Annotated in this window: 29 protein-coding genes; 23 read left to right on the top strand and 6 right to left on the bottom strand. The window is 68.7% G+C overall.

The genetic code is table 11. The annotated features are described in order from the left end of the window. Positions 1 to 17 precede the first annotated feature (17 nt). The 4 genes from AC3ITM_RS05060 to murU all read left to right on the top strand — a co-directional run bounded on the left by AC3ITM_RS05060 (position 18) and on the right by murU (position 3,666). Positions 18 to 1,511, top strand: coding sequence for a M20 family metallopeptidase (locus AC3ITM_RS05060; RefSeq protein WP_489268869.1), 1,494 nt, complete (start codon positions 18 to 20; stop codon positions 1,509 to 1,511). A gap of 69 nt (positions 1,512 to 1,580) precedes the next feature. Then, the gene (locus AC3ITM_RS05055; protein ID WP_489268867.1) at positions 1,581 to 1,862 is read left to right on the top strand and encodes a GlsB/YeaQ/YmgE family stress response membrane protein; all 282 of its coding nucleotides are present in this window, start codon (positions 1,581 to 1,583) and stop codon (positions 1,860 to 1,862) included. Positions 1,863 to 1,930: 68 nt separating this feature from the next. Further along, positions 1,931 to 2,956, top strand: coding sequence for an aminoglycoside phosphotransferase family protein (locus AC3ITM_RS05050; protein ID WP_489268865.1), 1,026 nt, complete (start codon positions 1,931 to 1,933; stop codon positions 2,954 to 2,956). After that, positions 2,953 to 3,666: an N-acetylmuramate alpha-1-phosphate uridylyltransferase MurU gene (murU, locus tag AC3ITM_RS05045; protein WP_489268863.1), complete on the top strand. Its 714-nt coding sequence runs from the start codon at positions 2,953 to 2,955 to the stop codon at positions 3,664 to 3,666. The genes AC3ITM_RS05050 and murU overlap by 4 nt, the downstream gene beginning before the upstream one ends. A 196-nt stretch (positions 3,667 to 3,862) precedes the next feature. On the opposite strand, the gene hda is transcribed toward murU, so the two are convergent. The 3 genes from hda to AC3ITM_RS05030 are packed head-to-tail and all read right to left on the bottom strand — an operon-like array spanning position 3,863 to position 6,857. Next, entirely contained in the window at positions 3,863 to 4,573 is a 711-nt protein-coding gene (gene hda / locus AC3ITM_RS05040; protein WP_489268862.1) for a DnaA regulatory inactivator Hda, read from the bottom strand. Then, the gene (locus tag AC3ITM_RS05035; protein ID WP_489268860.1) at positions 4,570 to 5,742 is read right to left on the bottom strand and encodes an AI-2E family transporter; all 1,173 of its coding nucleotides are present in this window, start codon (positions 5,740 to 5,742) and stop codon (positions 4,570 to 4,572) included. The genes hda and AC3ITM_RS05035 overlap by 4 nt, the downstream gene beginning before the upstream one ends. Then, the gene (locus AC3ITM_RS05030; protein WP_489268858.1) at positions 5,739 to 6,857 is read right to left on the bottom strand and encodes a DUF2066 domain-containing protein; all 1,119 of its coding nucleotides are present in this window, start codon (positions 6,855 to 6,857) and stop codon (positions 5,739 to 5,741) included. Before AC3ITM_RS05030 ends, AC3ITM_RS05035 begins: the two co-directional genes overlap by 4 nt. 138 nt (positions 6,858 to 6,995) lie before the next feature. On the opposite strand from AC3ITM_RS05030, the gene purM reads away from it, so the two are divergent. From purM to AC3ITM_RS05000, 6 genes are all read left to right on the top strand, one after another. Beyond that, entirely contained in the window at positions 6,996 to 8,021 is a 1,026-nt protein-coding gene (gene purM, locus AC3ITM_RS05025; RefSeq protein WP_489270031.1) for a phosphoribosylformylglycinamidine cyclo-ligase, read from the top strand. Between the two features lie 20 nt (positions 8,022 to 8,041). After that, positions 8,042 to 8,518 (top strand): hypothetical protein, encoded by a 477-nt coding sequence (locus tag AC3ITM_RS05020; protein ID WP_228886790.1) that lies wholly within the window; start codon positions 8,042 to 8,044, stop codon positions 8,516 to 8,518. Between the two features lie 49 nt (positions 8,519 to 8,567). Continuing rightward, positions 8,568 to 9,179, top strand: coding sequence for a DUF2238 domain-containing protein (locus AC3ITM_RS05015; RefSeq protein WP_489270030.1), 612 nt, complete (start codon positions 8,568 to 8,570; stop codon positions 9,177 to 9,179). Beyond that, positions 9,176 to 9,835 carry a phosphoribosylglycinamide formyltransferase gene (gene purN, locus AC3ITM_RS05010; RefSeq protein WP_489268856.1) on the top strand — a complete coding sequence of 220 codons (660 nt, stop codon included), beginning with the start codon at positions 9,176 to 9,178 and terminating at the stop codon, positions 9,833 to 9,835. The genes AC3ITM_RS05015 and purN overlap by 4 nt, the downstream gene beginning before the upstream one ends. Before the next feature lie 64 nt (positions 9,836 to 9,899). Next, positions 9,900 to 10,679, top strand: coding sequence for a DUF3108 domain-containing protein (locus tag AC3ITM_RS05005; protein WP_489268854.1), 780 nt, complete (start codon positions 9,900 to 9,902; stop codon positions 10,677 to 10,679). A gap of 2 nt (positions 10,680 to 10,681) precedes the next feature. Next, positions 10,682 to 11,365 carry a DUF3108 domain-containing protein gene (locus AC3ITM_RS05000; RefSeq protein WP_489268852.1) on the top strand — a complete coding sequence of 228 codons (684 nt, stop codon included), beginning with the start codon at positions 10,682 to 10,684 and terminating at the stop codon, positions 11,363 to 11,365. Between the two features lie 120 nt (positions 11,366 to 11,485). Here the strand turns inward: AC3ITM_RS05000 and AC3ITM_RS04995 are convergent, their stop codons facing one another. The 3 genes from AC3ITM_RS04995 to AC3ITM_RS04985 all read right to left on the bottom strand — a co-directional run bounded on the left by AC3ITM_RS04995 (position 11,486) and on the right by AC3ITM_RS04985 (position 13,411). Next, positions 11,486 to 11,797 carry an EF-hand domain-containing protein gene (locus tag AC3ITM_RS04995; RefSeq protein ID WP_228886787.1) on the bottom strand — a complete coding sequence of 104 codons (312 nt, stop codon included), beginning with the start codon at positions 11,795 to 11,797 and terminating at the stop codon, positions 11,486 to 11,488. Further along, positions 11,794 to 13,071, bottom strand: coding sequence for a UDP-N-acetylglucosamine 1-carboxyvinyltransferase (gene murA, locus AC3ITM_RS04990; RefSeq protein ID WP_489268850.1), 1,278 nt, complete (start codon positions 13,069 to 13,071; stop codon positions 11,794 to 11,796). Before murA ends, AC3ITM_RS04995 begins: the two co-directional genes overlap by 4 nt. Before the next feature lie 106 nt (positions 13,072 to 13,177). After that, a complete protein-coding gene (locus AC3ITM_RS04985; RefSeq protein ID WP_489268848.1) occupies positions 13,178 to 13,411 on the bottom strand; it encodes a BolA family protein in 234 nt (77 codons plus the stop codon). A gap of 53 nt (positions 13,412 to 13,464) precedes the next feature. Here AC3ITM_RS04985 and AC3ITM_RS04980 point away from each other — a divergent pair, with 53 nt between their 5' ends. The 13 genes from AC3ITM_RS04980 to ptsP all read left to right on the top strand — a co-directional run bounded on the left by AC3ITM_RS04980 (position 13,465) and on the right by ptsP (position 23,844). Further along, complete coding sequence (locus AC3ITM_RS04980; RefSeq protein WP_489268846.1) at positions 13,465 to 14,466, top strand: KpsF/GutQ family sugar-phosphate isomerase; 1,002 nt, start codon at positions 13,465 to 13,467, stop codon at positions 14,464 to 14,466. A gap of 44 nt (positions 14,467 to 14,510) precedes the next feature. After that, on the top strand, positions 14,511 to 15,059 hold the full coding sequence (locus AC3ITM_RS04975) for a KdsC family phosphatase (protein WP_489268844.1): 549 nt from the start codon (positions 14,511 to 14,513) through the stop codon (positions 15,057 to 15,059). Then, positions 15,056 to 15,616: an LPS export ABC transporter periplasmic protein LptC gene (lptC, locus tag AC3ITM_RS04970; protein WP_489268843.1), complete on the top strand. Its 561-nt coding sequence runs from the start codon at positions 15,056 to 15,058 to the stop codon at positions 15,614 to 15,616. The genes AC3ITM_RS04975 and lptC overlap by 4 nt, the downstream gene beginning before the upstream one ends. 102 nt (positions 15,617 to 15,718) lie before the next feature. Continuing rightward, positions 15,719 to 16,270 carry a lipopolysaccharide transport periplasmic protein LptA gene (gene lptA / locus AC3ITM_RS04965; protein WP_489268841.1) on the top strand — a complete coding sequence of 184 codons (552 nt, stop codon included), beginning with the start codon at positions 15,719 to 15,721 and terminating at the stop codon, positions 16,268 to 16,270. Beyond that, entirely contained in the window at positions 16,270 to 16,989 is a 720-nt protein-coding gene (gene lptB, locus AC3ITM_RS04960) for an LPS export ABC transporter ATP-binding protein (RefSeq protein WP_489268839.1), read from the top strand. The genes lptA and lptB overlap by 1 nt, the downstream gene beginning before the upstream one ends. A gap of 41 nt (positions 16,990 to 17,030) precedes the next feature. Then, complete coding sequence (locus AC3ITM_RS04955) at positions 17,031 to 18,470, top strand: RNA polymerase factor sigma-54 (protein WP_489268837.1); 1,440 nt, start codon at positions 17,031 to 17,033, stop codon at positions 18,468 to 18,470. Between the two features lie 58 nt (positions 18,471 to 18,528). Then, the gene (hpf, locus tag AC3ITM_RS04950) at positions 18,529 to 18,846 is read left to right on the top strand and encodes a ribosome hibernation-promoting factor, HPF/YfiA family (protein WP_489268836.1); all 318 of its coding nucleotides are present in this window, start codon (positions 18,529 to 18,531) and stop codon (positions 18,844 to 18,846) included. Positions 18,847 to 18,866: 20 nt separating this feature from the next. Continuing rightward, the gene (locus AC3ITM_RS04945; RefSeq protein ID WP_489268834.1) at positions 18,867 to 19,319 is read left to right on the top strand and encodes a PTS sugar transporter subunit IIA; all 453 of its coding nucleotides are present in this window, start codon (positions 18,867 to 18,869) and stop codon (positions 19,317 to 19,319) included. Then, a complete protein-coding gene (gene hprK, locus AC3ITM_RS04940; RefSeq protein ID WP_489268832.1) occupies positions 19,316 to 20,266 on the top strand; it encodes an HPr(Ser) kinase/phosphatase in 951 nt (316 codons plus the stop codon). The genes AC3ITM_RS04945 and hprK overlap by 4 nt, the downstream gene beginning before the upstream one ends. Next, positions 20,263 to 21,159 (top strand): RNase adapter RapZ, encoded by an 897-nt coding sequence (gene rapZ, locus AC3ITM_RS04935; protein WP_489268830.1) that lies wholly within the window; start codon positions 20,263 to 20,265, stop codon positions 21,157 to 21,159. Before hprK ends, rapZ begins: the two co-directional genes overlap by 4 nt. Before the next feature lie 249 nt (positions 21,160 to 21,408). Next, positions 21,409 to 21,801, top strand: a complete 393-nt coding sequence (locus tag AC3ITM_RS04930; RefSeq protein ID WP_228886774.1) for a PTS sugar transporter subunit IIA — start codon at positions 21,409 to 21,411, stop codon at positions 21,799 to 21,801. After that, on the top strand, positions 21,794 to 22,063 hold the full coding sequence (locus AC3ITM_RS04925; RefSeq protein ID WP_228886773.1) for an HPr family phosphocarrier protein: 270 nt from the start codon (positions 21,794 to 21,796) through the stop codon (positions 22,061 to 22,063). The genes AC3ITM_RS04930 and AC3ITM_RS04925 overlap by 8 nt, the downstream gene beginning before the upstream one ends. Positions 22,064 to 22,065: 2 nt before the next feature. Then, entirely contained in the window at positions 22,066 to 23,844 is a 1,779-nt protein-coding gene (gene ptsP, locus AC3ITM_RS04920; RefSeq protein WP_489268828.1) for a phosphoenolpyruvate--protein phosphotransferase, read from the top strand. The last annotated feature ends 109 nt before the right edge of the window (positions 23,845 to 23,953 follow it).

Genomic DNA, 23,953 nt, shown 5'->3' with positions numbered 1-23,953 from the left:
AGCGATTGGAGTTTCAGATGGACAGCGCCAAACTCGGCCAATTCGTCAGTGAAAAGTGGGACAGCGAGATCGTCCCGCAGTTGGTCGATTACATCCGTATCCCGAACAAATCGCCGATGTTCGACGCCGATTGGGTCGCAAACGGCTATATGGAGCAGGCGGTCACCCTGATGGAAACCTGGGCCCGGGCCCAGAACCTGCCCGGTCTGACCGTGGAGGTGGTGCGCCTGGAAGGCCGCACGCCGCTGCTGCTGCTGGAAATCCCCGCCACTGGCGCCGAAACCGGCGACGACACCATCCTGCTCTACGGCCACCTGGACAAGCAGCCGGAAATGACCGGCTGGGACGACGACCTGGGCCCGTGGGTGCCGGTGCTGCGTGGCGACAAGCTGTATGGCCGCGGCGGCGCCGATGACGGCTACGCCATGTTCGGCTCGCTGGCCGCGGTGCTGGCGCTGCAGGAACAGGGCCTGCCGCACGCGCGCTGCGTGGTGCTGATCGAGGCCTGCGAGGAATCGGGCAGCTACGACCTGCCGGCCTATGTCGACCACCTGGCCGACCGCATCGGCAAGCCGTCGCTGGTGGTGTGCCTGGATTCGGGCTGCGCCAACTACGACCAGCTGTGGTGCACCACCTCGCTGCGCGGCCTGACCGGCGGCAATTTCTCGGTCAAGGTGCTCAACGAAGGCGTCCATTCCGGCGATGCCTCCGGCGTGGTGCCGTCCAGCTTCCGCCTGCTGCGCCAGCTGATCTCGCGCATCGAGGACGAGAACACCGGCCGCATCCTGATCGAGGGCATGAACGTGGACATCCCGGCCGAGCGCCTGGAACAGGCCAAGCGTGCCGCCGACGTGGTGGACACCGCGATCTTCGAGAAATTCCCGATGGTCGACGGCCTGGTGCCGATGAACGAGGACCTCACCGAGCTGGTGCTCAACCGCACCTGGCGCCCGGCGCTGTCGGTGACCGGCGTGGACGGCATGCCGCCGCTGGCCTCGGCCGGCAACGTGCTGCGCCCGCATACGGCGGTGAAGCTGTCGCTGCGCCTGCCGCCGACCGCTGACGGCAAGGCCTGCGGCGAGCTGCTCAAGGAAGCCCTGCTGCGCGACCCGCCCAATGGCGCCGAAGTGAAGCTGGACCTGGAAAAGGCCTCCAGTGGCTGGAACGCCCCGGCGATGGCGCCGTGGCTGACCCAGGCCATCGACGATGCCAGCCAGACCTTCTTCGGCAAGCCGGCGATGTACATGGGCGAAGGCGGCTCGATTCCGTTCATGGGCATGCTCGGCGAGAAGTTCCCCGGCGCGCAGTTCATGATCACCGGCGTGCTCGGCCCGCACTCCAACGCGCATGGCCCCAACGAGTTCCTGCACATCCCGATGGGCAAGAAGGTCACTTCCTGCGTGTCCAAGGTGATCAGCGAGCACTACGCGGCCAGCCTGCGTGGCGAAACCAGCGGCTCGCCGGTAGCCGCCGACAGCGGCACCCGCCACGGCGGCCACGGCTGCTGCTGAGCGCCGCGGCGTGACGGACGCAGCCCGGCCTTGCTAGGCTGCGTCCACGCCCCCCAACGACGCATTGGCATGAACGGACTGTTCGGCAGCACCAGCTGGCTCTACATCATCCTGGTCGGCTTTCTGGTCGGCCTGCTCGGGCGCTTCTTCATGCCCGGCAACAACCGCATGGGCTGCCTGCTGACCATCGTGCTGGGCATCGTCGGTGCCCTGCTGGCCGGCTGGTTCGGCCAGTACATGGGCTGGTATGCCGCCGGTGAACCGGCCGGCTTCCTCGGCGCGGTGCTCGGCGCGGTGGCGGTGCTGGCCCTGCTGCGGCTGGTCAGCGGCGCCGGCAAGGGCAAAGGCTGAGGCCGCGCCCTACCCCCCTTTTTTTTCATTCCCTGGCGCCACCCGGTGCCGCTTCGACGTACCCGTCCATGAACGATCCTGCTTCCGATCCCCTGCGCGCCCAACAGCGCCGGCAGTGGGCCAGCACCGCGCTGGCCGACCCGCACCTGGCCCTCGACCGCGCCTCGGTCGACGCCGGCTTCCGCAGCTATTGGCGCGCCACCAGCGCGCGCGGCAGCCACATCGTGATGGACTCGCCGCCCGGGCTGGAAGACGTGCGCCCGTGGCTGCGCATGCATGACCTGCTCGAACCCAACGGCGTGCGCGTGCCGCGCGTACTGCAGCGCGATGTCGAGCAGGGCTTCCTGCTGCTGGAAGACCTCGGTGGCCCGACCCTGGCCCGGTATATCGATGCTGCCAACGCCGATGCCTGGTTCGATGCGGCGTTCGCGCAGCTGATCCGGCTGCAGTCGATCGCCGTGCCCGAGGGCATGGGCAGCTTCGGCGAGGCGCTGCTGCAACGCGATGCCGGGCTGTTCGACGAATGGTTCCTGCAACGCCACCTGGGACTGCAGCTGGATGGCAGCGCGCTGGAACAGCTGCAAGGAGTGCACCGGCAGCTGATGGACAACGCGCTGCAGCAGCCGCAGGTATTGACCCACCGCGACTTCATGCCGCGCAACCTGATGCCGGTCGACGGCGGCCCGGCGGTACTGGATTTCCAGGACCTGGTACGTGGGCCGATCGCCTACGACCCGGTCAGCCTGTTCAAGGACGCGTTCCTGAGCTGGCCGCTGGAGAAGGTCGATGCCTGGCTGGCGCGCTACCACACCCAGGCGCTGGCCGCCGGCCTGCCGGTGCGGCCGTGGCCGCAGTTCCTGCGCGATGCCGATTGGATGGGCATCCAGCGCCACCTGAAGATCCTCGGCCTGTTCGTGCGGCTGCGCGATCGCGACGGCAAGGGCCATTACTTCGACGATGCACCGCGCTTCATCGGTTACCTGGAGGAAGTGCTGCCGCGCCATCCCACGCTGGCACCGTTGCAGGCGTTGCTGGAGCAGCGCATCAAGCCGGCAATGGCGCAGCTGGCCAGCCCGGTGCTGGCGCGCCCATGAAGGCATTGATCTTCTCGGCAGGCAAGGGCGAGCGCATGCGCCCGCTGACCCTGCACACGCCCAAGCCGCTGCTGGTGGCCGGCGGCAAGCCGCTGATCGCGTGGCATCTGCAGCGGTTGGCCGCGGCCGGTTTCAGCGAGGTAGTGATCAATACCTCGTGGTTGGGCGACCAGTTCGCCACCGCGCTGGGCGACGGCGCGCGCTGGGGCCTGCGCCTGCACTTCATCGACGAGGGCGGCACGCCGCTGGAAACCGGCGGCGGCATCCTCAACGCGCTGCCGGTGCTGGGCGATGCGCCGTTCCTGGTGATCAACGGCGATATCTGGACCGACCTGGATCTGGCCGCGCTGCCGCGCGCGCCGCATGGCGACGCGCACCTGGTGCTGGTCGACAACCCCGTGCAGCACCCGCGTGGGGATTTCATCCTGCACGACGATGGCCGGGTCAGCGACCAGGGCGATGCCGCACGGCTGACCTACGCCGGTATCGGGATCTACCGCCCCGCCATCATCGACGGTTGGCGCGAGGTGATCGGCGACACCCCCGGCGCCTCCGCCCACCCGCCGCAGTTCGGGCTGGCCCCGTTGCTGCGCCATGCCATGGCCCGCAGCCGGGTCAGCGGGCAACATCATCGCGGCCGCTGGACCGACGTGGGCACGCCGGAGCGGTTGGCCCGGTTGGACGCGGAACTGCAATCCCGGCGCGGGTAACGCACCGAACGGAGCATTCGGTGCATTGAGTCCTGGCAGGGTCGCATCCCGATCGACTGCCGCTACGCTGCGCAACGTTCGATAAGGGCATGACCTCCGATCGAAGGCGGCTCCGGCACGGGTCATGCGTTCGTCGCGTCGATCACCGTCACCGGCAGTCGTTTGGGAACCGATCCTACCGGCGACGTGCCAGCCCTCACAATCGGTGCGGGCCGTCTTCCAGTACCTGGCGCAGGAATGGCACGGTGATGCGGCGTTGCGCGGCCAGCGATTCGCGGTCCAGCCAGTCCAGCAGGCTGACCAGGCTGCCCAGTTCGCGGCCGGTGCGGGTCAGCAGCCATTCGATCGCCGCTTCGTCGATCGCCAGGCCCCGGCGCAGCGCGCGTTCGCGCAGCACCGCCGCGCGGCCTTCGTCATCCAGTGGCTGCAACTGCACGCGCACGCACTGCTGCAGGCGCGAGCGCAGGTCGGGCAGCGCCAGGCCCAGCTGGTCCGGCCCGTGCTGGGCGGTGTACAGCAGGGTGATGCCGGCACTGCGCGCGCGGTTGTGGAAATCGAACAGCGCCACCTCGTCCTCGCGCTGCCCGGCCACCGCGTCCAGCCCGTCCAGCGCGACCAGGTCGCGCCCTTCCAGCGACTCCAGCGCGGCGCGGGTACGCCCCACCACCGCCTTCAGCGGCAGGTAGGTGGGCTGCCGCCCGGCCTGTTCGGCCAGCGAACACATCGCCAGCGCCTGGTGGGTCTTGCCGGTGCCGGCGGCACCTTCCAGGTAGACCCAGTCGTGCGCGGCGCCCAGCGCGATCGCACGCAGCTGCGCCAGCGCACCGTCGGGGGCACCGATGAAGGTTTCCAGGCGCTCGTCCTGCGGGTAGCGCAGGGCGAGCGGCAGCTGCGGGACGACACTCACTGCGGGTCGGGTGCCTTCGGCAGGGTGTCGATAAGGGTCACCGGCTTGTCGCCGTACGAATCCAGCACGATCGACGAACGCTCGCCGGCATACAGGTCGCTCTGCCGGTAACGCTGGTGCGCATAGCGCAGCAGCACGTTGCTGACCGCCGCCACCGGCAGCGCCAGCAGCATGCCCAGGAAGCCGAACAGCTGGCCGCCGGCCATCACCGCGAAGATCACCGCCACCGGGTGCAGGCCGATCTTGTCGCCGACGATGCGCGGGGTCAGCACATAGCTTTCCAGCAGCTGGCCCACGGTGAATACGACGCCAACCAGGACCAGCAGCTTCAGGTCGAAACCCTGCGCCTGCACCAGCGCCGCACCGACCGCCATCACAACGCCGGTGGTGGCGCCCAGGTAGGGAATGAAGCTGATCAGCCCGGCCACCAGGCCGATCAACAGGCCCAGCTTCAGCCCGACCAGCGACAACCCGGCCGCGTAGACCACGCCCAGCGCGATCATCACCAGGAACTGGCCGCGGATGAACGCGCCCAGCACTTCATCCGATTCGCGGGCCAGCTTGGTGATGGTGCCGATGTGGTTGCGCGGGATCATCGAGGCCACCCGCTCCACCAGCTTGTCCCAGTCGCGCAGGAAGTAGAACGCCAGGATCGGCAGCAGCAGGATGTTGACCACCCAGGTCACCATCGCAAAGCCCGAACGCGAGACATAGCCGAAGAAGGTCTTGGCAAAGCCACCGGCCTGCTGCCAGTGGCTGCGCACCCACTCGATCAGCCGGTCCGGGTCCAGCCACTGCATGATCTCCAGCCCGGTCTTCTGCTCGAACCACGGGATGCCGGTCTGCATCAGCCACGTCTGCGCCTGCGGGATGGCCGCGATCAGGGTGGCGATCTGGCGCTCGATCATCGGCACCAGCACCAGCAGTGCGGCCACCAGGGTCAGGATCATCGCCACGAACACCAGCACCACGCCGGTGTTGCGCGAGCGGCCGGTCGCCTCGATCCGGTCGACCAGGGGGTCGCCCAGCCAGGCCAGCGCCAGGGCCAGCACGAACGGGGTCAGGATCGGGGCCAACAGCCAGACCACCCAGCCGATCGCCAGCGCCAGCAGCACGTACTTGACGCGGCGCAGGAACTGCGCGATTTCCGCTTCGGGGCTGAGGATCATCGCAGTCGGTACTCGTTGCTGGCCGGGCGCGGCGCGGTGGTGGTCGGGTCGCCATCATCGGGCACCGGCAACGGTGCCAACGGCACGATCACGCCGTTGTCGCCCAGCATGCGGTTCAGCCCGGCCAGGCCGGTGGTCATCTCCAGGGCCAGCTCCAGGCGGTTGCCGGAGGCGCGCAGCGGGGTGATGTTGCGCACCACCGGGCTCTCGCGCAGGCCGGCGGCCAGGCGCATGTAGTCCTCGGCGCTGTCCAGCCCGGTCACCGCGATGGTGTAGGTACCGGCCGCCCCGGTGGCCGCCCCGGCCTTGGCGTAGCGGCGCACCAGCGCATCGGCGGCACCGTCGGCGCCACCGGCCATGGCGCGGCGGGCGTCGCTGTCCTTGGTGGTCCACTTGTTCAGTTCCTTGCCACCGTCGACGAACACCCAGTCGGCCACCCAACCGCCGTTGGCCCGGTACAGCTTGCCGACCAGTTGCATCGGCGGGGCATAGCGCGACGAGGCACGGGCCACCGCGGCGGTGTCCTGGCGCCAGATCGCGCCGACCAGGGCCTGTTCGGCGGCACTGCCGGTGGGCAGGCCCAGTTTGTAGCCGCGCTCGACCGCACGGTTCAGCAACGGACGGGCCGCATTGGCCTGCTGGACGCTGACCAGGCGCGGGCCGGAGCCATCGTCGATGGCCAGCCAGGCCACCGGCTTGGGCCGCGGCTGCGGCCACAGCGGCAGGCCCAGGGCCGAGATCAGGCCGTCCACGTCATCCTGGCGGAAACGCGCCACCAGCATGGTGCGGAAGCTGGGCGCCCCGCTGGCCGAGGTGCTCTGGTCCTGCCGGTAGTCATAGCTGGCCACGTAGTCCTTGGCCCCGCGCAGGGCCTGGGCCACGCCGGGGCGGCCCATCACGCTGCGGTCGCCGGACAGCTTGGCCAGCACGTTGCCCAGCGCCCGGGCCAGGGCGCCGTTGCGGTCGCCGTCGGCCTGGCTGTTGACCGGCACTTCGGCCTCGTAGGCCCCGCTGGCAGTAGCCACATCGCCTTCGGTACGCAGGCCGCTCTGGGCCATCGTGGCCACCGGCAGGCATAGCGCGAGGAACATCATCATAAAGAGGCTGCGGCGCATCAGGACTTCCATTGAGCGTATCCGGGGGGAATTGTTGCCCGAATAGGGCCTGCGCGCCAACGTGGCCTGTTAAAATCCCGCTTTCACCCCAGCGCAGCGCCGACGCCCGTGACCAACTCCCCGTCCAACCCCTCTCCCCTGACCTACCGCGAGGCCGGTGTCGACATCGACGCGGGTAACGCGCTGGTCGAGCGCATCAAGCCGCTGGTCAAGCGCAGCTTCCGCCCTGAAGTGATGGGTGGCCTGGGGGGCTTTGGCGCGCTGTTCGACCTGTCCGGCAAGTACCGCGAGCCGGTGCTGGTGTCGGGCACCGACGGGGTGGGCACCAAGCTGAAGCTGGCACAACAGCTGGGGCGGCACGACACGATCGGCATCGACCTGGTGGCCATGTGCGTGAACGACGTGCTGGTGCAGGGCGCCGAACCGCTGTTCTTCCTGGATTACTTCGCCACCGGCAAGCTGGACATCGACACCGCCGCGGCGGTGGTCGGCGGCATCGCCAACGGCTGCGCCGAGGCCGGCTGCGCGCTGATCGGCGGGGAAACCGCGGAAATGCCCGACATGTACCCGCCCGGTGAGTACGACCTGGCCGGCTTCACCGTGGCCGGGGTCGAAAAGAGCGAACTCAAGGACGGCGCCAGCGTGGCCGCCGGCGACGTGCTGATCGGCATCGCCTCCTCCGGCCCGCACTCCAACGGTTACTCGCTGGTGCGCCGCATCTACGACCGCGCCGGCCGCCCGGCCGACCTCGAACTGGACGGCGGGGTCAAGCTTGTCGATGCGCTGATGGCCCCGACCCGCCTGTACGTCAAGCCGATTCTGGCACTGCTGAAAACCCACGGCGCGGCCATCCACGGCATGGCGCACATCACCGGCGGCGGCCTGACCGAGAACATCATCCGCGTGGTGCCCGATGGCCTGGGCCTGGACATCCAGGCCGATGCGTGGACCCTGCCGCCGGTCTTCCAGTGGCTGCAGAAGGAAGGCGTCGTGGCCGACAGCGAAATGTGGCGCACCTTCAACTGCGGCATCGGCTTTGTGCTGATCGTCGCCGCCGACCAGGTCCAGGCGGTGTCCGCCGCCGTGGCCGCACAGGGCCTGGAGCACTGGACCATCGGCGAGGTCACCGTCACCGACGGTGCCGAACGCGTCCGGATCGGTTGATCCATTCCATGGAGCCCCGCATGGATGCCCCCGCTCCGCCGCCGCTGCCGGCCTCGCCGGCCGCGCCCGTGCAACGTTACGACGACGATGCGCAGCTGCGCGTGCTGTCGATCCTGCACTATGTGCTGGGTGGGCTGACCGCGTTCTTCGCGCTGTTCCCGTTGATCTACGTGGCGCTGGGGGTGGCGATGATCGTCGGCGCGGTGCCCGGCGAGGGCACGGCGGCCGACCAGCTCACGCCGCAGGTGGTGGGCTGGGTGTTCGTGCTGATGGCGCTGCTGTTCATCGCGCTGGGCATGACCCTGGCCGGCTATCTGATCTATGCCGGGCGCTGCCTGGCCCAGCGCCGCCGCCACCTGCTGTGCATGGTGGTGGCCGGCATCGCCTGCGCCTGCATGCCGCTGGGCACCATCCTGGGGGTATTCACCCTGCTGGTGCTGTCGCGCAGTTCGGTACGCGAGCGTTTCCCGCCTGCGCGCCCGCCGGTCGGTGCCTGATGCGCCCGACCCTGCTGCGATGAACCGCCCCGCCCTGCCTGCGCCACCGATGAGCACCGCCAAGAAAGCCGCCTTCGCCACCGTCCTGGCCGTGTTCGCGGCCAGCTGGATCGATCCGCAGTGGCCGCTGGAACAGACCCTGCACAGCACCCTGACCGTGCTCGGGCTGGCCGCGTTGTGGTGGGTGGACCGCCGCTGGACGCTGGGCAGCGGCGCCTTCGCCGCGATCTGCGCCTTCATCGCCATCCACTGCATCGCCGCGCGCTGGCTGTACTCCAATGTCCCCTACGATGCCTGGTTGCAGGCGGCGCTGCACTGGTCGCCCAATGCTGCCTTCGGCTGGCAGCGCAACCACTTCGACCGGCTGATCCATTTCCTCTACGGCGTCTGCTTCACCCCGGCCCTGGTCCAGCTGGCGCGGCACGCCTGGCCGGCACTGCGCCTCGGCCAGGCCTTCAGCCTGGCGGTGATGATGGTGATGTGTTCCAGCCTGGTCTACGAATGGTTCGAGTGGGGCATCGCGCTGCTGCTGTCGCCCGAAGCGGCCGAGTCGTACAACGGCCAGCAGGGCGACCTGTGGGATGCGCATGCGGACATGCTGCTGGCCACCCTGGGCAGCGTGCTGGCGTGGCCGCTGGCGCGCCGGGAGCTGCGCCGATGAACGCGCCCAGCCGCATCGCGGTGCTGGCCTCCGGCCGCGGCAGCAACCTGCAGGCGATCCTGGCCGCGATCGCCGCCGGGCAGCTCGATGCCGAGGTGGTCGGCGTGCTGTCGGACAAACCCGAGGCCCCGGCCCTGCACAGCGTGCCCGCCGCGCGGCGCTGGGCCCGTGCGCCACGCGACTTCCCCGACCGCGACGCCTTCGATGCCGCACTGGGCGATGCGCTGGCCGGCTTCGCCCCGGACTGGATCGTCTGCGCCGGCTATATGCGCATCCTCGGCGCGGCCTTCGTGGCCCGCTTCGAGGGCCGCCTGGTCAATATCCATCCGTCGCTGCTGCCGCTGTACAAGGGCCTGCACACCCACGCCCGCGCGCTGGCCGCCGGCGATGCCGAGCATGGCGCCAGCGTGCACTTCGTGGTGCCCGAACTGGACGCCGGCACGGTGCTGGCCCAGGCGCGGGTGCCGATACTGCCCGGCGACACCCCCGAAACCCTGGCCCGGCGGGTGCTGACGGTGGAACACCCGCTGCTGATCGCCAGCCTGCAGTGGCTGGTGGCCGGCCGCGTGGCTGAACAGGATGGTCAGCTCCTGGTGGACGCTCACCCCCTGTTTAGTCCATTGCGCCTAGATTGCGCCGGTCAGCTGAACCGTTGACGGCCGCGCACACGCGCTGCTGACCCGGCCGCTGGCATCCTTCCCCCCTCGCCCCCCTGCCCGCATGAGTACTTCCTTGTTCAAGCCAGTACTGCTGATTGCATCCCTGCTGTGCACCGTGGCGGTCGTGCAGGCCCAGCAAGCGGCCGATCCGCCTCTGCCGCCGGCCCTGCCGGCGATGCAGTGGGAGGCGCCGCCGCTGGAGCCGTTCACCGCCACCTACCAGGCCCTGTACAAGGGCAAGGAAGCCGGCGATGCAGTCCTGCGCGTCACCCATACCGGCGGCGCGCAATGGCGGGTGGACATGCAGGTGATCGGCCGGCGCGGCTTTGCCAGCGTGCTGGGGCTGAACCTGGAACAGAGCACGGTGTTTGAAAAGCGTGGCGACAGCTACGTGCCGCTGAGCCAGGCGACGGTGCGCAAGGGCCTGTTCCTGGGCAAGAAGGTCACCGGCACCTACAACTGGCAGGCCGGCACCGCGCAGTGGCTGGGCGACCTGAAAAAGGAACGCACCCAGCCGATTCCGCTGCAGGCCGGCGACCAGAGCGCCCTGCTGATCAACCTGGCGATCATGCGCGATGCCCGCCCCGGCGGGCAGATGCGCTACCGCTACGTCGACGTCGGCCGGGTCCGCCAGCACGACTACCAGGCCGCGCCGGACACCGAGAACGTGCAGGTCGGCGAGCTCTCCTACAACGCGCTGCGGGTCCACCGGACCAACGGCGGCAATGACGAAACCATCCTCTGGATCGCCAACGGTGTCCCCACGCCGGTGCGCATCCTGCAACGCGAAGACGGCGAGGATCGGATTGATCTGCGCCTGATCGAATACCAAGGAGTCTGAGCATGAACCTGTTGAACCGCCCGCTGACGTGGGTCGCCGCCGCCGCTCTGAGCGTGGCCAGCCTGCCGGCCATGGCCCTGCAACCGTTCAAGGCCGACTACCAGGCCAGCTACATGGGCATGCAGGCCAACGGCACCATGACCCTGACCAGCGAAGGCGCCAACAAGTGGCGCTACAGCCTGAACGTGAAGAACCAATTGGCCGACCTCAGCCAGAACACCGTGTTCGAGGAAGCCAACGGCCGCCTGCGCCCGCTCACCAGCAACGACCGCTCGGTGCTGCTGGTGAAGAAGCGCAATGTGGATGCCACCTACAACTGGTCCAGCAACCAGGCCAGCTGGACCGGCGACATCAAGCCCGACCGCCGTGGCCCAGTGGCGTTGAAGGCCGGCGACATGGATGCGCTGTTGATCAACCTGGCGATCGCGCGCGACGTGGCCGCCGGCAAGCCGCTGAACTACCGCATGGTCGATGAGGGCCGGATCAAGCCGATGAGCTACAAGGTGGTCGGCCAGGAGAAGATCACCGTGGCGGGCAAGACCTACGATGCGACCAAGATTTCGCGCGTGGACGGCAACAAGGAACAGATCGCCTGGATCGTCAAGGAATTCCCGGTGCCGGCGCGCCTGCTGCAGCGCGAGGGCGGCAAGGATGCGCTGGACCTGACCATCAAGGGGATGAACTGAGTTCATCCCGGGTAGCGCCGGCCGTTGGCCGGCTGCGCGGCCCACGGTACCGACCAACGGTCGGCACCTACCGATGCCGCGACCCGATGGATAAAAAACGCCCGCATTCGCGGGCGTTTTTCATTCCTTCTTGGCGTCTTCGCCGAACACCGTCTTGCAGTCCACGCGGATCTGCTCGCGGTTGCCGCGCCAGTAGAAGGTGCGGCAATGCCGGTTGCCCTGCTGCTGGGTGTCCACGCCCACCGCATAGAACGCCTGCAGCACCTCGGTGCGGCTGACCGTGCCGTCGCCGTTCCAGTCCATGTCCTGCTGCTCGATGCCCTGGGTGATGGCGATGTCGGCATACCAGGCATAGCCCAGCCACGCCAGCACCACCAGTACCAGCGCCAGCAGCGCCTTGCGGCGCCGGGTGAACTTGCCGCGCAGGATCATGCGGCCACGCGCCGGATGGTCGCGCCCAGCGAGGACAGCTTCTCTTCGATGTTCTCGTAACCGCGGTCCAGGTGGTAGATGCGGTCGATGGTGGTGTCACCCTCGGCCATCAGGCCTGCCAGGATCAGCGAGGCCGACGCGCGCAGGTCGGTGGCCATCACCGGCGCCCCGCTCAGGTGTTCGGCACCCCGCACGATCGCGGTGTGGCCTTCCACCTGGATGTCCGCGCCCAGCCGCAGCAGCTCGTTGACGTGCATGAAACGGTTTTCGAAGATCGTTTCGTTGATCACGCCCACGCCGTCGGCCACGCAGTTGAGCGCCATGAACTGGGCCTGCATGTCGGTCGGGAAGGCCGGGTACGGCGCCGTGGTGAGGTTGACCGCGCGCGGGCGCTTGCCTTCCATGTCCAGGGTGATGCTGTGCTCGGTGGTCTCGATCTTCGCGCCGGCTTCAACCAGCTTGGCCAGCACCGCGTCCATGGTGCCGGGACGGGCACGGTTGACCGTGACCTTGCCGCCGGTCATCGCCGCGGCGACCAGGAAGGTGCCGGTTTCGATACGGTCCGGCAGCACTTCATGGCGGCCGCCGGACAGCTTTTCCACGCCCTCGATCACCAGCCGGGCGGTGCCCAGGCCTTCGATCTTCGCGCCGAGCGCGATCAGGCAGTGGGCCAGGTCGGTCACTTCCGGTTCCATCGCCGCGTTGTCCAGCACGGTGGTGCCTTCGGCGAGCACAGCGGCCATCAGCACGTTCTCGGTGCCGGTGACGCTGACCATGTCGAAGGTGAAGTGCGCCCCCTTCAGCCGGGTGGCCACATGCGCCTTGATGAAGCCGTTCTCCACGGTGATCTCCGCACCGAGGGCCTGCAGGCCCTTGATGTGCTGGTCGACCGGCCGCGAGCCGATCGCGCAGCCGCCGGGCAGCGACACTTCGGCCGCGCCGAAGCGGGCCAGCAGCGGGCCCAGCACCAGGATCGAGGCGCGCATGGTACGCACCAGTTCATACGGGGCCACGTGCTGGTTGACCGGGCGCGGGTCGACCACGATCGCGCTGCCGCGCGACAGCGTGCCCTGGTCGATGGTGACCTTGGCGCCCAGTTCGCTGAGCAGCTTCACCGTGGTGACCACGTCGTGCAGGTGCGGCACGTTGGTGATCTCCACCGGCGCATCGGCCAGCAGGGTGGCGCACAGGATGGGGAGGACGGCGTTCTTGGCGCCGGAAATGTTCACTTCACCGTGCAGCGGCTTGCCGCCGGTCACTACGATCTTGGCCATGGAGTCTGCGCAATAAGGGAAAAAAGGAGGGGGGTAGAAGCCGACCGTTGGTCGGCTTACCGATCGGTTTTGCTGGGCGGCTTACCGAACGGCTTCGTTGGTCGGCTTACCGATTGGCTTCGGCGGCGGTCACGGTCTTCAACGCCAGCGCGTGGATCGCCCCGCCCATCAGATCGCCCAGGGTCGCATAGACCATCCGGTGGCGCGCCAACGGCAGCTTGCCGGCAAAGGCGTCGCAGACCACGGTGGCCTCGAAATGCACGCCGTCCTCACCCTGCACGTCGGCGCGGGCGCCGGGCAGGCCGGATTCGATCAGATTGCGGATGGTCTGCGCGTCCAACGGGCTTTCCTAATAAAATGAGCGTCCATTCTACCCTTCCGCGTGGCGCCCGCATGGCTGTATCGCCCCTGCCCCCCTCTCCGGCCGACGCCGACGCCCTGGTCGCCAGCGGCCGCCGCGTGTTCCAGATCGAGGCCGACGCCCTGGCCGCCGTGGCCGACCGGCTGGGCGATGCGTTCAGCCAGGCCTGCCAGCGGATCCTGCGCGGCAAGGGCCGGGTGGTGGCTACCGGGATGGGCAAATCCGGGCACGTGGCGCGCAAGATCGCCGCCACCCTGGCCTCCACCGGCACCCCGGCCTTCTACGTGCACCCCGGCGAGGCCGGGCACGGCGACCTGGGCATGATCACCGAGGACGATGTGGTGCTGGCGCTGTCCTATTCGGGCGAGTCCGACGAGCTGCTGATGCTGCTGCCGGTACTCAAGCGCCAGGGCAACACCCTGATCGCCATGACCGGCCGGCCCCAGTCCAGCCTGGCCCTGGCCGCCGATGTGCACCTGGACGTCAGCGTGCCGGCCGAAGCCTGCCCGCTGGCGCTGGCCCCCACCTCCAGTACCACCGCCTCGCTGGCGATGGGCGATGCGCTGGCGGTGGCCCTGCTGGACGCGCGCGGCTTCACCGCCGACGACTTCGCCCGCTCGCACCCGGCCGGCAGCCTCGGCCGCCGGCTGCTGCTGCATATCACCGACGTGATGCACAGCGGCGACGAGCTGCCGCGGGTGGACGCCGGGGCCAGCCTCAGCGAGGCCCTGGTGGAAATGAGCCGCAAACGGCTGGGCATGACCGCGGTGGTCGACGCCGACAACCGCCTGATCGGCCTGTTCACCGACGGCGACCTGCGCCGCGCGCTGGACACCGCGCTGGACGTGCGCAGCGCGAAGATCGCCGAGGTGATGACCCGCAACCCGCGCACCATCGGCGCCGACCGGCTGGCCGCCGAGGCCGCGCAGCTGATGGAAACCCACAAAATCACCGGCCTGCTGGTGGTCGATGCCGACGGCCGGCTGGTCGGCGCACTCAACATTCATGACCTGTTGCGGGCCCGGGTGGTTTAAACCACAGTGGCCTTCCTCCATTCAGACAACCTGCGCCCCTGCTGATGCCCTATTCCCCGCTGCCCGGCTTCCCGTCCCACCTGCATGCCGCCGCCGGCCGTATCCGGCTGGCCTGCTTCGACGTGGACGGCACGCTCACCGATGGTCGGCTCTACTACGACCGTGACGGCAACGAGAGCAAGGCGTATTACGTGCAGGACGGACTTGGCCTGAAACTGCTGCAGCAGCACGGCATCCACCCGGTGCTGATCACCGCGCGCAACAGCCTGTCGGCGCAGAAGCGTGGCGCCGACCTGGGCATCGACACCCAGATCGCGGTCGGCGACAAGCTGGCCAGCGTGCGCGCGCTGTGCGACAGCCACGGCATCGGCCTGGACCAGGTCGCCTTCATGGGCGATGACCTGCCCGACCTGGCCCCGCTGTGCGCGGTCGGGCTGGCGGTGGCGCCGGCCAACGCGCATCCGTGGATCGCCGAGCGCGTGCACTGGCAGACCCGCAGCGATGGCGGCCGCGGCGCGGCCCGCGAGCTGTGCGACGTCCTGCTGGCCGCGCAGGGCCACGTGGACGCGGTGCTGGCGAGGTTTGGCGCATGAACTGGCGTACCGCCCTGGGAGGCCTGCTGCTGGTGGCCGCGCTGGTCAGCGGTTGGTCGCTGCTGCGCCACCGCGACAAGCCGGTCGCCGAAGCGACCGATGACGGCAGCAAGGACTACGTGCTGCACGACTTCCAGATCATCGCGCTGGACGAACAGGGCAAGGAATCCACCACCCTGCGCGCGCCGCTGCTGGAACGGGCGCGCAACGATGAAACCATGACCGTCACCACCCCGCTGTTCCTGCTGCCCGACCAGGACGGCAACCACTGGGAACTGCGCAGCGAGAAGGGCTGGGTCAGCGCCAAGGGCGACCTGCTCAAGCTGACCGGCAATGTCAGCGGCGACAGCCCGAAGGTGCCCAGCGTACCGCCGACCACCTTCCGCACCGACCACCTGGACGTCTACCCGAAGGAAAACCGGGCCAGGACCGATGCCCTGGTCAGCATGACCCGGCCGGGCATGACCCAGTCCGGGGTCGGGTTCGAGCTGGATTCCAAGAGCAAGACCTATCATTTCCTGAGCCAGTCCAAGGGCCGTTACACGCCCAGCCGCTGAACCACCGCCCTGGCGACGTCTCCGGACCGGCGCCGGCCCTGATCCACCTGGACCGGCGCCCGCCGGGCCTCGCCCCCAACCTTCGCAGGACAGACCCCCTTCATGAAGATCCTATTTGCAGCCGCCTGCGCGATCAGTCTTCTGGTTCCGGCCTTCGCCAGCGCCAAGTCCACCGACCGCAACCAGGACATGTCCATCGACGCCGGCGCCCAGTCCGGCACCCTGGTCGGCGACGGCAAGACCGTGCTGTCGCAGGGGGTGATCATCATCCAGGGCACGCTGGACCTGCGCTCGTCCGATGCGGAGATCTACATGAAGGACGGCGAGGCGGTGCGCGCGGTGTTCACCGGCAAGCAGGCCAAGCTCAAGCAGCAGCTCGACGACGGCAGCTGGATGGACGCCAGCGCCGACCGCATCGACTACGACATCAAGGCCGAAGTGCTGACCATGACCGGCAATTACCACGTCAAGAGCGCGCGCGGCACCAATACCGGCCAGAAGATGACCTACAACACCCGCACCGGCGAGATGAACAGCGGCGGCGACGGCTCGCGCGTGCGCACGGTGATTCCGCCCAAGAACAAGACCGCCGCCCCGGCCGCGGCCACCCCGGCGGCCAAGACCACCATCCCCACCGCCGGGAGCAAGAAGTAATGCTCGTCGCCAAGGGCCTGCGCAAGCGCTACAAGCAGCGCGAAGTGGTCAAGGATTTCGAACTGACCCTGGACGCCGGGGAAGTGGTCGGCCTGCTCGGCCCCAACGGCGCCGGCAAGACCACCTGCTTCTACATGATCGTCGGCCTGGTCGAGGCCGACGCCGGCAGCATCGTGCTGGACGGCAAGGACATCACCGCCGACCCGATGTACACCCGCGCCAAGCAGGGCGTGGGCTACCTGCCGCAGGAGCCGTCGGTGTTCCGCAAGCTGACCGTGGCCGACAACATCCGCCTGGTGCTGGAACTGCGCGAAGACCTGGACAAGGCCGGCCGCGAGAAGGAGCTGAATTCGCTGCTGGACGAACTGCAGATCGGCCACGTCGCCGAACAGCTCGGCGCCAGCCTGTCCGGCGGCGAACGCCGCCGCTGCGAGATCGCCCGTGCGCTGGCCGCCCGCCCGCGCCTGATCCTGCTCGATGAACCCTTCGCCGGCGTGGACCCGATCTCGGTCGGGGAGATCCAGCGCATCGTCACCCATCTCAAGCAGCGCGGCATCGGGGTGCTGATCACCGACCACAATGTGCGCGAAACCTTGGGAATCTGCGACCGCGCGTATATCCTCAACGAAGGCAGCGTACTGGCGCAGGGGGCGCCGGAGGCGATCCTGGCCAACGCCGATGTCCGCCGCGTCTACCTTGGGGATACCTTCAAGCTCTGACGCCGGGCCGCTGCGGCGCCTTCCCTTCGTTCGGCACAGGCATGAAAGCACGGCTGCAGACATCGCTGGGACAACAACTGGTCATGACGCCGCAGCTGCGTCAGGCCATCAAGCTGTTGCAGATGTCCAGCGCCGAGCTGGAGCTGGAAATCGCCGAGGCGGTGGAAACCAACCCGTTGCTGGACTGGGCCGAGAACGCCGAACCGGCCCTGGAGGCTGCGCCCGGCGACGACGCCCCGCCGCCGGCCCCGGTCGACACCCACGCCGATGGCGAGCACCAGATCGCCGCCAGCGACGACTGGGCGCCCGGCGAGGGCGACTGGAGCAGCGGCAACAGCGGCGGCTCGTTCGACGATGACGACAACGGCAGCGCCGCCGAGCGCGTGGCCGAGACCGAAAGCCTGGCCGACCACCTGCTGTGGCAGCTGCACCTGTCGCACCTGTCCGCGCGCGACCGCAGCATCGGCGCGGCGCTGATCGATGCGTTCGAGGACGACGGCTACCTGCGCGAGCCGTTGTCGACCATCGCTGAAACCCTGCTGCCGGCCATTCATGCCGATGAAGCCGAGATCCTCACGGTCCTGCACCAGATCCAGCGCTTCGACCCGATCGGGGTGGGCGCGCGCAGCCTGGGCGAATGCCTGCAGCTGCAGCTGGACGTACTGGACCCGGCCACCGCCGGGCTGGCGCTGGCCCGGAAGATCGCCGATGGCCCGCTGGAACGGCTGCCGCGCAGCGGCGTGGCCGGGCTGGCCCAGGAGCTGCGCGAGCCGCTGGCCGAGGTGGAAACCGCGGTCCAGCTGCTGCGCTCGCTGGACCCGCGCCCGGGCAGCCGGATCGGCGAGCTGGCCCACGACAGCTACGTGGTGCCCGACTGCGTGGTCTGGCGCCAGAACGGGGTGTGGCGCGCCGCGCTGGCCGGCCATGCCGGCCCCAAGGTGGTCATCCACCGCGGCTACGAACAGATGATCCGCCGCTGCGGCGACGCCGACGCCGGCTACCTGCGCGCCCACCTGCAGGAGGCGCGCTGGCTGCTCAAGGGCCTGGAGGCGCGCGGGGAGACCCTGCTGCGGGTGATGCGCAGCCTGCTGCAGCAACAGGCCGCGTTCCTGGAGTTCGGCGAACAGGCCCTGCGCCCGCTGACCCTGCGCGAGGTGGCCGCCGAGCTGGGCCTGCACGAATCGACCATTTCCCGGGCGATCGCGCGCAAATACGTGCGCACCCCGCGCGGCACCCTGGCGCTGCGCGCCTTCTTCGCCTCCGGGATCGACACCGACAGCGGCGGCGAAGCCTCCAGCACCGCCATCCAGGCCATGATCCGGCGCCTGATCGACGCGGAGAACCCGCGCAAGCCGCTTTCTGACGCCAAGCTGGCTGACCTGCTCAAGACCTCGGGAATACCGGTGGCGCGGCGCACCGTGGCGAAGTATCGTGAGGCCATGAACATTTCCGCCTCGCACGAAAGGGTACGAATCGTCTGACGCTCCACCGCGCCTGGCGGGAAGGTTCATTGGCACATCCGAACAAAGGAGATACCCGATGCGCATCGAGACGTTTGGCAAAGACGTGGAAGTCACCCCGGCCCTGCAGGAATACGTGGAAACCAAGCTGCAACGCTTGGGCAAGCACTTCGAACAGCACTGCGAAGTGCGCGTGACCCTGGGCCTGCGCAAGAACGAACACCACGTCGATGCCAGTGCCAACGTCCCCGGGCAGACCCTGCACGCCGAGGCGGGTGGCCAGACCATGTATGCGGCGATCGATATCCTGGCCGACAAGCTGGACCGGCTGGTGATCAAGCACAAGGAAAAAAAACAACAGCACGCGCCGCTGCCAGTGGGCGACAATGACGACTGACGTCCTCGCTCTGCCCTGACATGCCTTTGACTGATCTACTGGCGGCCGTGCGCACCCAGGTGCTGCCGGCCGCCGATCGCGACAGCGTGCTGCATGCTGCCGCCCGGCTGCTGGCCTGCCGTGAAGCCAATGCCGACCTGATCTACCAGAACCTGTGCCAGCGCGAGACGCTGGGCAGCACCGCGATCGGCCATGGCATCGCCATCCCGCACGGCCGCGCGCCATTGCTGGAGCGCCCGCGCGGGGCCCTGCTGCGGCTGGAAAGCCCGGTCGATTTCGGCGGCGACGAGCCGGTGGACCTGGTGTTCGCCATTGCCGTGCCGGCCCATTACACCCATCAACACCTGATGCTGCTGTCCGAACTGGCCGAGCTGTTCTCCGAACCGGCCATCCGCCAGGCGCTGCGCGAAGCGCGCGACGGCGACGCACTGCGCCAGGTGATCGAATTCCCCCCGCCGGCGAGTGCCGCATGAATACCAGCATCACCGCGCGCGAACTGTTCGAACAGCAGCGTGACCGCCTGAGCCTGCGCTGGGTGGCCGGGCAGAAGGGCGAGCGACGCGAACTGGAGGCCGGCAATACCGTGTCCCGGCGCCCCTCGCTGGCCGGCTACCTCAACGCGATCTACCCCAACAAGGTGCAGATCCTGGGCACCGAGGAACTGGCCTGGCTGGATTCGCTGGACTCGCGCCAGCGTTGGGAGACCATCGAGCGGATCATGCTCTCCCACCCGCTGGCGCTGGTGATCACCCGCAACCAGGCCTGCCCGGAAGACCTGCGCGCGGCCGCCGACGAATCGCAGACCCCGCTGTGGATCTCGCCCAAGCGCGGCCACGAACTGCTCAACCACCTGTCCTACCACCTGGCGCGCACGCTGGCGCCGCGGGTGATCCTGCATGGCGTGTTCATGGAGATCTACTCGATCGGGGTGCTGATCACCGGCGAAGCCGGCTCGGGCAAGAGCGAACTGGCGCTGGAACTGCTCAGCCGCGGCCACCGGCTGGTCGCCGACGACGCCCCCGAATTCACCCAGATCGCCCCGGACGTGCTCGACGGCACCTGCCCGGAACTGCTGCAGGACCTGCTGGAAGTGCGCGGGCTGGGCGTGCTGAACGTGCGCGAGATGTTCGGTGACACAGCGGTAAAGAAGAACAAGTACCTTCGGCTGATCGTCCACCTGACCAAACCGATGACCGAACCCACCCCGCATGGCTACGAGCGCCTGACCGGCGATTCGGGCACCCGCCACGTGCTGGACCTGGACGTGCCGCTGATCACCCTGCCGGTGATGCCCGGGCGCAACCTGGCGGTGTTGACCGAGGCGGCCACCCGGCTGCACATCCTGCGCACCAAGGGAATCGACCCCGCGGCGATGTTCATCGCCCGCCACAGCAACATGCTCGAACGCCGAACGCCATGAACACGCCCACGCCCGCCTCCGCCCCTGCCGCCGCCACCCTGATCATCGTCAGTGGCCTGTCCGGTTCCGGCAAGACGGTCGCGCTGAAGACCTTCGAAGACCTGGACTACTACTGCTCGGACAACCTGCCGATCGACCTGCTGCCGGACTTCGTGCGCAGCCTGCTCGGCGACCACGACCAGGCCGGGCCCCGGCGGCTGGCGGTGGGCATCGACATCCGCGCCCAGAGCGACCTGTCCCAGCTCTCGCACTGGCGCCAGGATGCCCAGGCCGCCGGCCTGGATGCGCAGCTGCTGTTCTTCGATGCCACCGATGAAACCCTGCTCAAACGCTATGCCGACACCCGTCGCCGGCATCCACTTAGCCAGCTGGGGCTGTCGCTGCCCGAGGCGATCGCGCGCGAACGCGAACTGACCGCACCGCTGCGCCGCGCCGCCGATGCGGTGATCGACACCACCACGCTCAACGTGCACCAGCTGCGCCGCAAGGTGGTGACCGAATTCGCGCTCAACCACGCCAACAAGCTGTCGCTGCTGTTCGAATCGTTCGCCTACAAGCGCGGCGTGCCGGCCGAAGCGGACTTCGTGTTCGACGCCCGGGTGCTGCCCAACCCGCACTGGGACCCGCAGCTGCGGCCGATGTCCGGGCGCGAGCGCGAGGTGCGCGAGTATCTGGATGCGCAGCCGGACGTGCAGCGTTATACCGGCCAGCTGATCGATTTCCTCGATACCTGGCTGCCGCGGCTGGGCAATGACACCCGCAGCTATGTGACCGTGGCCTTCGGCTGCACCGGCGGCAAGCACCGTTCGGTCTACCTGGCCGAACGCATGGCCCGGCACGCCCGCGAGCAGGGCTGGCCGGAAGTGGCCACCTTCCACCGCGAACTGGATTGACCGGTACGGCCGGCAACCGCGCACCCCGGTAGTGCCGGCCGCTGGCCGGCTCCCGAAGAATTCCGGGCTAAAGAGCGGCGCCTTGTTCCTCCCGGTGGGAGGAGGACGGGCATGGATTCCGGTGTGCGGCAGGTAAAGCAGGGAACTGTGCGCCTCAAGACGCTCGCTGATCATCCATCATGAATACGGGACACAGCGCCCCTCTTTTGCGGCTATCGCCAATTCACGTTGACCTGTTAACGTTTGGCAATGACCTGTGGCATTCTCCTGGTAACTCATCCTGGCGTCGGCACCTCCCTGCTGGAGGTGGCGACCCGGCTGCTGCGGCACCTGCCGCTGAAGACCGAAGCTTTCGAAGTACCGTTCGACGCAGACCTGGACGTCCTGCTGCCCCTCGCCTCGGCCGCCTTGCGCCGGGTGGATGGTGGCCAGGGCGTACTGATCCTGACCGACCTGTACGGCGCCAGCCCCAGCAATCTGGCCGGGCAACTGGCTCGTCTGGGCACCCCGGCACGCCGGGTTTCGGCGCTTAGCCTGCCGATGTTGTTGCGGGTGATGAATTATCCGGAACAGGGACTGGATCAACTGCCCGCCACCGCTGCGGCGGGCACTCGCAATGGAGCGATTGTCGACGATGCTTGAACGTGAACTCACCGTATCCAACCGCCTGGGCCTGCATGCCCGCGCCACTGCCAAACTGGTGCAGGAGCTGGCGCCTTTCCGCTGCAACGTGACCATGACCGCCCGGGGCCGGGAGATCAACGCCAAGAGCATCATGGGCGTGATGCTGCTGGCCGCCGGCCAGGGCACCCCGGTCACGGTGCGCATCGACGGCGAGGATGAAGCCGCCGCGATGGATGCGGTGGTCTCCCTGTTCGAACGGCGCTTCGACGAGGACAACTGAGCATGCCGGGGCCACCGTCTCGACCGGGCACCACCAGCGCCAGCCGGACCGCGTCCGGCGCGCTGCTGTTGGCCGGCCACGGTGCCTCGCGCGGCAATGCCCTGGGCCGGGCCCGGGTGCGCCTGCCGCACGCACTGGAAGTGGCCGAGCAACGCATCGCCCCGGCCAAGGTCGAGGCCGAACTGCAACGCCTGCACCAGGCCGTGGACGCCGCCCGGGCGGAAATGCACGACCTGCGCCAGCGCCTGCAGGGCGCGCTGAACCAGGAAGCGGGCGAGTTCCTGGACCTGCATGCGCTGCTGCTGGACGACCCGGAGCTGCTGTTCGGGCTGGATGAACTGATCCGCAGCGGCCCCTACAGCGCCGGCTATGCCCTGCGCGTGCAGCGCGACCGGCTGGCCAAGGTCTTCGATGGCATGGACGATGCCTATCTGAAGAGCCGCATGGACGACCTGGACCATGTGATCGGGCGCATCCATGCCTTCCTGCAGAAACGCCCACCGGACGTCAAAGGCCTGGCCGGCGAAATCCTGGTCTGCGACAACATCGCCCCCTCCGAACTGGCCCAGCTGCAGGCGCACGGCGTGGTCGGCATCGTCACCGTCGGCGGCAGCGCGCTGTCGCACAGCGCCATCCTGGCGCGCAGCCTGCACCTGCCACTGATCGTCAACGCCGCCCTGGTCCTGCAGAAGATCGCCGACGGCGACGTGCTGATCATCGACGGCGGCACCGGCAGCATCACCATCAACCCGCAGGCCGGCGACCTGCGCGATTACCGCAGCCGCCTGCGCGAACAGGCGCGCGAACAACGCGAACTGGGCCGGCTGCGCTCCAAGCCCAGCCGTACCCGCGACAACATCGACATCACCGTGCTGGCCAATGCCGAATCGCGCGAGGACGTCACCCAGGCCCATGCCCTGGGCGCGCACGGGCTGGGCCTGTACCGCACCGAATTCCTGTTCCTGCAGCGCAACGAGCTGCCCGACGAACAGGAGCAGTTCGAGACCTACCGCGATGCCGCGCTGGGCATGAGCGGCCGCCCGGTCACCATCCGCACCCTGGACCTGGGCGCGGACAAGGCCGACCGCACCGGGCTGACCCTGAGCAACGAGGAGAACCCGGCGCTGGGCCTGCGCGGGGTACGCCTGTCGCTGGCCCGGCCCAAGGTGGCCGACACCCAGCTGCGCGCGATCCTGCGCGCCTCGGCCTACGGCAAGCTGCGCATCCTGGTGCCGATGGTGAGCACCCGCGAGGAACTGCTGGCGGTGCGCCGGCGCCTGCACAAGCAGGCCGCGCTGCTGCGCGCCGAAGGCCATGAGGTGGCCGAGCACATTCCGTTCGGCGCGATGATCGAAGTGCCGGCCGCGGCGATCGCGCTGGAGAGCTTCATCGACCTGGTCGATTTCCTGTCGATCGGCACCAACGACCTGGTCCAGTACCTGCTGGCCGCCGACCGCAACAACGAAGCGGTCGGCGAGCTGTATTCGCCGCTGCACCCGGCGGTGGTGCGCCTGCTGGCGCACATCCTGCGCACCGGCCAGGCCTACGGCATCCCGGTGGCGGTGTGCGGGGAAATCGCCGGCGACCCGCTGATGACCCCGCTGCTGCTGGCGCTGGGCCTGACCGAGTTCAGCCTGCACCCGGGCACCCTGCTGGAAGTGCGCCGCGCGATCCGCGACAGCGACCTGTCCGTGCTGCAGGCCATGGCCCCCAAGCTGCTGCAGGCGCGCGACCGTCGCGGGATCGAACGCTGGATCGAAAAGGCCGGCCCGGCCACGTAGGTATCGACCGTTGGTCGATACGCGGCGTCACACGCGGCACGACCAACGGTCGCGCCCTACCCGATTGACACACAAGCACGCGATAATGACGCGCTGACCACCCCGCTTG

The sequence above is a fragment of the Stenotrophomonas sp. KH_029 genome, assembly GCF_057839765.1.
Note: the sequence above shows the minus strand (reverse complement) of the source record. Positions and strands in the feature narration are given on the sequence as shown.

What these genes read in the sequence shown, in the direction of transcription:
- AC3ITM_RS05060 (WP_489268869.1), top strand. Translation starts at nt 18, where the DNA reads ATGGACAGCGCCAAACTCGGCCAATTCGTCAGTGAAAAGTGGGACAGC.
- AC3ITM_RS05055 (WP_489268867.1), top strand. Translation starts at nt 1,581, where the DNA reads ATGAACGGACTGTTCGGCAGCACCAGCTGGCTCTACATCATCCTGGTC.
- AC3ITM_RS05050 (WP_489268865.1), top strand. Translation starts at nt 1,931, where the DNA reads ATGAACGATCCTGCTTCCGATCCCCTGCGCGCCCAACAGCGCCGGCAG.
- murU (WP_489268863.1), top strand. Translation starts at nt 2,953, where the DNA reads ATGAAGGCATTGATCTTCTCGGCAGGCAAGGGCGAGCGCATGCGCCCG.
- AC3ITM_RS05035 (WP_489268860.1), bottom strand. Translation starts at nt 5,742, where the DNA reads ATGATCCTCAGCCCCGAAGCGGAAATCGCGCAGTTCCTGCGCCGCGTC.
- AC3ITM_RS05030 (WP_489268858.1), bottom strand. Translation starts at nt 6,857, where the DNA reads ATGCGCCGCAGCCTCTTTATGATGATGTTCCTCGCGCTATGCCTGCCG.
- AC3ITM_RS05020 (WP_228886790.1), top strand. Translation starts at nt 8,042, where the DNA reads ATGGATGCCCCCGCTCCGCCGCCGCTGCCGGCCTCGCCGGCCGCGCCC.
- AC3ITM_RS05015 (WP_489270030.1), top strand. Translation starts at nt 8,568, where the DNA reads ATGAGCACCGCCAAGAAAGCCGCCTTCGCCACCGTCCTGGCCGTGTTC.
- purN (WP_489268856.1), top strand. Translation starts at nt 9,176, where the DNA reads ATGAACGCGCCCAGCCGCATCGCGGTGCTGGCCTCCGGCCGCGGCAGC.
- AC3ITM_RS05005 (WP_489268854.1), top strand. Translation starts at nt 9,900, where the DNA reads ATGAGTACTTCCTTGTTCAAGCCAGTACTGCTGATTGCATCCCTGCTG.
- AC3ITM_RS05000 (WP_489268852.1), top strand. Translation starts at nt 10,682, where the DNA reads ATGAACCTGTTGAACCGCCCGCTGACGTGGGTCGCCGCCGCCGCTCTG.
- AC3ITM_RS04995 (WP_228886787.1), bottom strand. Translation starts at nt 11,797, where the DNA reads ATGATCCTGCGCGGCAAGTTCACCCGGCGCCGCAAGGCGCTGCTGGCG.
- murA (WP_489268850.1), bottom strand. Translation starts at nt 13,071, where the DNA reads ATGGCCAAGATCGTAGTGACCGGCGGCAAGCCGCTGCACGGTGAAGTG.
- AC3ITM_RS04980 (WP_489268846.1), top strand. Translation starts at nt 13,465, where the DNA reads ATGGCTGTATCGCCCCTGCCCCCCTCTCCGGCCGACGCCGACGCCCTG.
- AC3ITM_RS04975 (WP_489268844.1), top strand. Translation starts at nt 14,511, where the DNA reads ATGCCCTATTCCCCGCTGCCCGGCTTCCCGTCCCACCTGCATGCCGCC.
- lptC (WP_489268843.1), top strand. Translation starts at nt 15,056, where the DNA reads ATGAACTGGCGTACCGCCCTGGGAGGCCTGCTGCTGGTGGCCGCGCTG.
- lptA (WP_489268841.1), top strand. Translation starts at nt 15,719, where the DNA reads ATGAAGATCCTATTTGCAGCCGCCTGCGCGATCAGTCTTCTGGTTCCG.
- lptB (WP_489268839.1), top strand. Translation starts at nt 16,270, where the DNA reads ATGCTCGTCGCCAAGGGCCTGCGCAAGCGCTACAAGCAGCGCGAAGTG.
- AC3ITM_RS04955 (WP_489268837.1), top strand. Translation starts at nt 17,031, where the DNA reads ATGAAAGCACGGCTGCAGACATCGCTGGGACAACAACTGGTCATGACG.
- hpf (WP_489268836.1), top strand. Translation starts at nt 18,529, where the DNA reads ATGCGCATCGAGACGTTTGGCAAAGACGTGGAAGTCACCCCGGCCCTG.
- AC3ITM_RS04945 (WP_489268834.1), top strand. Translation starts at nt 18,867, where the DNA reads ATGCCTTTGACTGATCTACTGGCGGCCGTGCGCACCCAGGTGCTGCCG.
- hprK (WP_489268832.1), top strand. Translation starts at nt 19,316, where the DNA reads ATGAATACCAGCATCACCGCGCGCGAACTGTTCGAACAGCAGCGTGAC.
- rapZ (WP_489268830.1), top strand. Translation starts at nt 20,263, where the DNA reads ATGAACACGCCCACGCCCGCCTCCGCCCCTGCCGCCGCCACCCTGATC.
- AC3ITM_RS04930 (WP_228886774.1), top strand. Translation starts at nt 21,409, where the DNA reads ATGACCTGTGGCATTCTCCTGGTAACTCATCCTGGCGTCGGCACCTCC.
- AC3ITM_RS04925 (WP_228886773.1), top strand. Translation starts at nt 21,794, where the DNA reads ATGCTTGAACGTGAACTCACCGTATCCAACCGCCTGGGCCTGCATGCC.
- ptsP (WP_489268828.1), top strand. Translation starts at nt 22,066, where the DNA reads ATGCCGGGGCCACCGTCTCGACCGGGCACCACCAGCGCCAGCCGGACC.